The 6,942-nt window shown below is 51.5% G+C and carries 5 protein-coding genes; all 5 read right to left on the bottom strand.

Annotation, left to right across the window (positions count from 1 at the left end; genetic code table 11):
- Window positions 1–1,253 (bottom strand): glycosyltransferase family 39 protein (locus OXG87_06615; GenBank protein ID MCY3869213.1); only part of this gene is annotated, 1,253 nt, incomplete at its 3' end.
- Complete coding sequence (locus tag OXG87_06610) at window positions 1,250–3,136, bottom strand: hypothetical protein (GenBank protein ID MCY3869212.1); 1,887 nt, start codon at window positions 3,134–3,136, stop codon at window positions 1,250–1,252. The genes OXG87_06615 and OXG87_06610, both read right to left, overlap by 4 nt.
- 18 nt (window positions 3,137–3,154) lie before the next feature.
- The gene (locus tag OXG87_06605) at window positions 3,155–4,384 is read right to left on the bottom strand and encodes a hypothetical protein (protein ID MCY3869211.1); all 1,230 of its coding nucleotides are present in this window, start codon (window positions 4,382–4,384) and stop codon (window positions 3,155–3,157) included.
- A 223-nt stretch (window positions 4,385–4,607) separates the two neighbouring features.
- Window positions 4,608–6,248: a hypothetical protein gene (locus tag OXG87_06600; GenBank protein ID MCY3869210.1), complete on the bottom strand. Its 1,641-nt coding sequence runs from the start codon at window positions 6,246–6,248 to the stop codon at window positions 4,608–4,610.
- A gap of 193 nt (window positions 6,249–6,441) precedes the next feature.
- On the bottom strand, window positions 6,442–6,942 hold a 501-nt coding region (locus OXG87_06595), incomplete at its 5' end, for a Uma2 family endonuclease (protein ID MCY3869209.1).

The raw sequence follows: 6,942 nt of genomic DNA, 5'->3' as shown, positions 1-6,942 counted from the left end.
CCTGCCCCACACAGCCCCTTCCTCGCCAACAGCAATGGCACTGCGCCCACATAATAGCGCAAATCGGCAAACGGGTGCGCCCATACTGCCTGGCTCGACAGTGCTGCCGAAAACAACGCGAACAGCGCGCCCATCAGAATGATTTTTCCCGCAGCCACCAGAGGAAAATCGTTTCCGAGGATCTTTTCAGTAATACCTGCACCAGTGTCTGTTCGCCGTCGCCTTGCCTGTCGCGATACCCTGATCACCTGCTTCCGTCGGACCTGATAGGCGAGCACTATCATACCTGTAAACCACAAAAATACCGGCCATGAAATCCAGTCGGCAGTGAACAATTCCCGAATATAGATCCAGATTCTCAACAACAACAAAGGCATAGCACCTCGATATTCCCCCAGGTTCGTAACGCCCGTGAAAGCGAGAAACCCGCTGCGCTCACCGCCGATAACGCCCAGCCAATAGAGATAGCCAGTTCCCACCACAACAACAACCACGCCGCAGATAGCGAACAACATCCACTCTCTCAGCGTGGTCACACGAGCGCGAAAAAGCAAATGATACGCCCCCAGCGAAAGCATTGTCGCTGCCCCACCAGCGTAGTGATTAAAAAACGACAATGCCGCCACCGCCGCGATAGCAGGCAGGTACGCCAGACGTCGGCTCTGCCAGTAACACTCGTACAAATAAAAAATAAATATCAGCGCGAGCACCATCACCGAGAAGTAGCGGGACTGGCGGAAATACAACAACAACTGTGCTGACCAGGCAGCGAATACAAAAATGAAGAACATCAACCGCGGATAGTTCGACAGATGCTGGCGCAGCAGCAAGTAAAATACACCGAGGGCAACAATTCCAACAACAGCGTGAACAACGCGCGCGCCTATCTCATTGATGCCAAACACCGCAAACCCGGCAACGTTCAGCACATACATCAGCGGCGGCAGCACATCGCGCAGATCATCGTTCAGCGTACGCCCGTTGGTACCGCCGACCAGATTGCGCCCATCCCAACCGAGAATATCGCCCTGCTGCAGCAAATTTTTGCCTATAAAGGCGGGAGGCGCCTCGTCGTGCCACAGCGCGGCATAATCCAGATTGACCAGACACAGGTACGCCGCGACCAACAGCACGCCTGTGGATGCCACAGTATATGGCGCGGCGCGCAAACGGGCTGATAGCGATGCAAACATGGTCAATATATTCTCCTCATCCGCCTGAATACCTGGCGGATCGCGTCGTGGACCTTTCATTTGCGCCACGTAATTTCGGTAATAGCGATCCCGCCGCCGTTGAAATCGTCCTTACTGCGATGCGGGTTGGCAACGCTAAAGCGCACGCGCACATCACCGGACAACTCCGACAGCGGAGCGCATACATCCTTACTCGTCTTATTGTCCAGATCAAACGACTGCGGTGGCACATCAGCGTAGGAAATGACGGCTTTTAGCGGATCCTCTGGCGGATGGAACGGCGCCAGGACAGAGAAGCACAGTGTTGCATCGCTATTTGCATCTACCAGCACACTCGAGCTTTGACCTATACTCAGCGAACCGAGGTTGGTACCGAGCCAACCTGCCTTGAACGCAGCAGAATCTTCCCCATCCTCAGACAATTTCTGGAGTTCAAAGGGTGTGTCGTCTAACGCGGCGATAGCATTTTTGCCCACAATATAAATATCTGCCTGTGGATAGTGATAAACGAATCGATCATCCACTTGCAGAAAGTATCGCTGAAACCCCGACGAAAAGGTGATCACACGCTCAGCAGCGTCAAAGTATTGGAACTTAGCGTATTCATGAGACAGGACATTGTGCGGTCGCACATCCGTCAGAACCAGCGACGCCATCGCACTATCCATAATAAACTCGCCCATCGCGTTATCGACAATAAGCCCGTGGGTTATATCAGTAGCGTGATCAACCGGCGCGATTTTATTCATATACGAAAAACTGAATCCATCGCGCACAACACTCTTGCGGACATTGGCATTACCCGTCAGCGTGGCAGTCAGGGAAACGCACAGGACCAGTTGCAGCAGACCGGAAATCAGAATATGGCGTCGGTCAGAGTGTTTCCGCGCAGCATCCGGCTGCGTCATCTCCCGCAGCAAGGCGGACGTTAGGGGCCAGAACATCACCACCATCACCGGTGCCATCGTATAGGGATAAAAGGTACCAGCCAGCGGGTCCTTCGCTATCAAATGCCACAACACCCACGGCAGAACTGCAACAACGGCGACCAGAGGCAGCAGGCTCCGTTGCACAATAGCGAGCAGAGCCAACGCCAACATCGGAATGTACACATACTCGCGGTCGGACGCTATAAAAGCCAACCGTTCCAAAATCAGATCCACAGTCAAGTGTGCGTAGGGCGGCGAGCCGACAAACTTCCACACAATAGTGTCGTCGCTCGGAGAAAAGGATTGCCGCACCAGAAATGCCACAACGCTGTACCCAATACAAATGAGAGACACCAGCCCGAAAAACCGCCAGATATCCCGTCGTTCCCGCACGCACCACCAGAAGTACGCCGCCAGCAGAATGAACAGACCGAACCCGTGCAACCCCGCGTCCTCCCGGACACTGAGCAGACCGGCAAGAGGCAAAAAGGGCAACCACCACAAACGATGATGTTCACGTAGCCTCATCCAGGTGGCAATGAATAAGGCGATAAACGCGGGCATCGCCATCTCCACATGGGGAAAACTGGTCGATGTGAACACGAACGGATTAAGCCCCGTAGCGACGGATACAACTGCGAGTAACCAGCCATTCATCGCCCGATAACCGATCAAAAAAACCGCCAGACTCACCATCCCCGCCCATGCACCCTGCACGATTGAAAAATAGACCTGCTCGGAGAAAAAAGATGAAAATATCTGGTAAATCCATGAAAGAGGAAAAAAGAAAAGAAAAACGTGGCGCCCCAGCATCGGGACATCTTCTACACTGGGAATACTCGTGACATTTGGGGTCAGGGCATGGGTTGCCAGATAGGCGAACCAGCCAGCATCATAAAGAAAGGCACCGTGGACATAAAAGTGGTGAAGCAAGGAACTGGCGATGACCATCTGTGGCAAGACAAAGCACACCGCCGCGAGCAGAGCAGTTCGATAGCCAAAGAGATTAGTCAAGCACACACCCCACCTCCATCAGGCAACCCAGAGATTCAGGCTGAACACCTGCAACAAATACAACTGAAAAACAAACGTTACAGCGCAAATGGCAAAAAGAAGCCATGAATATTTGACATTTCTCGCCAGCGCAAGCGCAAGGAACGGAATCGCAACCAAAAAGAAACGGGGAAAAGACACACCAATCCCCATTGCTGCCTGACAGTATATGAGCGGCAGATAAAAGCACAGCAACCCCCACTCCTTATACAAAACAAAAATCAGAGAACACAGCATAGCGGCGACAACAAAAATCTTGTTAAACAAACTCTCTCTCGCACCAAACCAACTCGTACTCTCACTGGAAAGATACCCAATAAAATGCCCCGGACTGAGCAGATTGGATATGCTATTGACGCCAAAGGTATCTTGCCCGGACACACCTGCCAGAGGGTCTCCCGTAGTAAAACCAAAAAACGCCAGGTATAACACTCCCCCGACAAAAAAAGCATAAAAGCAACTCAAATAGTAGCGCCAGTTGAAAGCAACCGAATCCACTGTCGCACTTACATAAGCATCTTCTTTCCTCGCCCTTCGCCGTCTTTGGCTCCTCGTCTCTGTTTTTCTTTTTCCCGATCTAAAATGCTCTATGAGCATATAAGCAAACAGACCAACAGCAAAAAACAAAGCCGTTCCCCTCGTCAACGGCAACAATGCCGCATAGACCCACCTCTTTCTGCTTCTCGTAACCAGAAGATGATAAACAAGTCCCAATTGCAGGAACAGAAACAACGCCTCTGTATAAAAAACCGAAGTAAAAAAGGCGGTGGGAAATGCCAGCACAATCAGAACAACCAGATAAGGCTTCTCACAGCCAAAATATTCACCCAGCTTGAACAAAAAATAACAAAATCCCGCAGTCAACAAATAACTCAGCAAAGCCGCCGCCACCATTCGCGGAACAACATAGCTCAAAAGGTGAATCAACATGGGATATAATGGGAAAAATGCGCGCGGGCTATCGGGCGTCTCCTCGTAATTATATCCCCAATCAGACAACAGCAAATAATACTGTCCATCCCAGTTGGCAAATGGAATATACCACGATGACACATCGTCCTGTCCGGTGTACCAGCGATTCCACAAATTCGGTACATTGTCAAAATCTGAATAGGCATAAAAAGAAATCAATATTGCCGACACAATCAGAGATTTGACGACCAATGCCATACCAACTGCATATTTTTCTTTCAGGGTGAATCCTGACATTGCAACCTTTTTTTAGCTAACTCAAGTTGTGTGGTATAAAGCAGAAATACTATATGCCAAGACAAAGAGGACGAGTAGGAATCATACCACTCATCTTTAACAGGCTGCTGGTCTTCTCGAAATTGCCTTGAAAAAACAGCGCATCGGCCTTTCAGACGTGGCTACAGGGCATTGAATACACCGATAGCCCGAATTGCGCGAGATGGGCACCGTCTCCTACAAATTACCTGCTCTCAGCCGCGAAGCGGATACCAAGATCAGGCGGCGGTTTTGGCGCATTGGGATCAACGTGCGACATAATCTGTTCCACACCGCCGACAATAATCGGATTGTACACCTCCCATTGACGGACCGGCGCATCATTATCGTCTCGGCGCCAGATCTGAATATCGCCAAATTTCTTCTCCACCGTATAGCCGGGAATGACGCGTTCGGTATTCTCCGACACAATATGGCTGACCGAAGCCGCTTTTATCTCCAGACCCTTGTTTATCGCACGCCCTGAATACGCATCGTAAAACGGTATCTCCCGGTGCAAATAATAATAGCCAGGCAGATTGTAATACGGTCTGTCGGCCTGCCACACCCCCAGAACACCGGGTGCATGGGCGAGATAGCGAAACGCGGCAAAAATCGGATCCTGACCGCGAATGAATCCCACCTTTCCAGCCTCTTTGGGATAGGCGCCATAGACCTGATTCTGAGAGGGCAGTGCATTCAGAATACCCCCCAGCGAAACCGCCGCGAACAAGACGCCCACCAGTCCCCATACGCGCGCATTCCCCTGGACTCTCGCCACCACATCTGCGCCAATCAAAAGCCAAAGCGGAATAACCGCAAAAACGAATCGGTACACCTTGAGTGCTTGCACGGAATGAATGAACAACACCAGACCAATAAGAACGAGCAAAAACCCATAGCGCCGCCAATCGCGCAATGCGACAACCATACAAAGCGCACCCAACCCCACACTCGCGAGCAAAAGCCACCACAAGAACTGATATATAGGCGTCTCGCTTGTGTAACTTCCACCAATCAAAAGATTGAAGCGGATATAGGTGAGATAAGAATGAAACAAATCCCCATCCCACGTCATCGCATCAAACAGGCCCACCCCCAGCAGAAACGCACCCGCAGCAATCGCGAGTTGAACCTTCTTCTCCGTCCTCAAAAAGAACACACCCAAAACCAACAGCGCAAGCGGCGCGTACTGCACTCGTACCGCCGCCATCAGCATCGCTATGATCGCCATCAGATAGACCGTCCGCCCCCTATCCACTGACGACTGCACACACAGCACCAGCAACCCCATCAACAGCGCAGTAGCCACAAACTCGGTCATCGGCTTGTGGGCAAACCCCACCAACTCATACCAGAACGCACCAGCCAATAATGCAACCCGCGCCGATACCTCCCCAAAATGCCGCCGCGCAAAAAAATACATCCCCACTGGAATCAACAGAGAAATTGCACAAAACATCAGCTTGACGCCGCCCACATACCAGAACGGCTCACCAAGCCCCACCAGATCAAACACCTTCAACATCCCGGCAACCAGACCGGGCACCAGCCATGAACGCGCCCCGTAAAAAAACTCCCAATACGTAACCCCATTCCCAAAAACAAGACGATGTGCCGGCTCCAAATACTGCATAATTTCATCCGGGTGCAAAACAAAATCGCCACACAGCGCAATCGCCGCACGCACCACAAATGCCAGCGCGAGCACCGGCAACAAAAACTTCCACGGACGCTCATCGGACGCCTGCAAATGCAACAAACGGTCCACCAAAGAAACTGGCGACCTCTGCCGATCCTCGCGTGGATCACGGCGCGTCCTTCTCGTCTTCCTTCTTCTTGCCATTTCATCTCCGCAAGAGGAAACTTACACCAATCTATAAAAAATAAACGCCTCACTGGTCGGCAAAAAGACCTGGGAGGCACTTGAAGAAAGATAGAATCTTCTGGATCGCGGCTAACGCATGCCCCTGCATGCTTGAAGCAGGGGACCTGCCGCGATGACAAACAAAGTACAGGCAAAATCTTTTTTGTTAAAATTAGAACACATCTGCAAGTGGCAATTGCCACCCGGGCACGACATCGCCGCCGTCAATTGTATCGCCTTCTGTGAGAATGCGAACATCGTCAAACCCGCGATAGATGGTCGCCGTGCGCGTTTTGGGATCGAGTACAATAACCATCTTCGCACCTGCCCGCAACCAATCAAATGCTTTTTCCGTCACTTCGGATGCGCGGTCATTTGGCGAAATGACTTCAACGGCGAGGTCGGGCGCGCCAGGGAAGAACCCTTCTTCTTCGTCTGTGGCATCTGCGCGTGCTCTCGACACAAAACTCGCGTCGGGAGCGCGCACCGTATCCGGATCGGTCCAAATTAAAAAACCCGTCTCAGCAGCATAGATTTCACCGAGATTATTATTTCGTACAAATGATTCGAGACGGCTACAGATTGTCGCTGCAATTCGTCCGTGTTGTCTGCCTGCTGGCGCCATCTGGCGCAATTCTCCCTTTATGAGTTCATAGCGATAGCCATTGTGCGG

Source organism: Gemmatimonadota bacterium (genome assembly GCA_026706845.1).
Taxonomy (GTDB): domain Bacteria; phylum Latescibacterota; class UBA2968; order UBA2968; family UBA2968; genus VXRD01.
Note: the sequence above shows the minus strand (reverse complement) of the source record. Positions and strands in the feature narration are given on the sequence as shown.

What these genes read in the sequence shown, in the direction of transcription:
- OXG87_06605 (MCY3869211.1), bottom strand. Translation starts at nt 4,384, where the DNA reads ATGTCAGGATTCACCCTGAAAGAAAAATATGCAGTTGGTATGGCATTG.
- OXG87_06600 (MCY3869210.1), bottom strand. Translation starts at nt 6,248, where the DNA reads ATGGCAAGAAGAAGGAAGACGAGAAGGACGCGCCGTGATCCACGCGAG.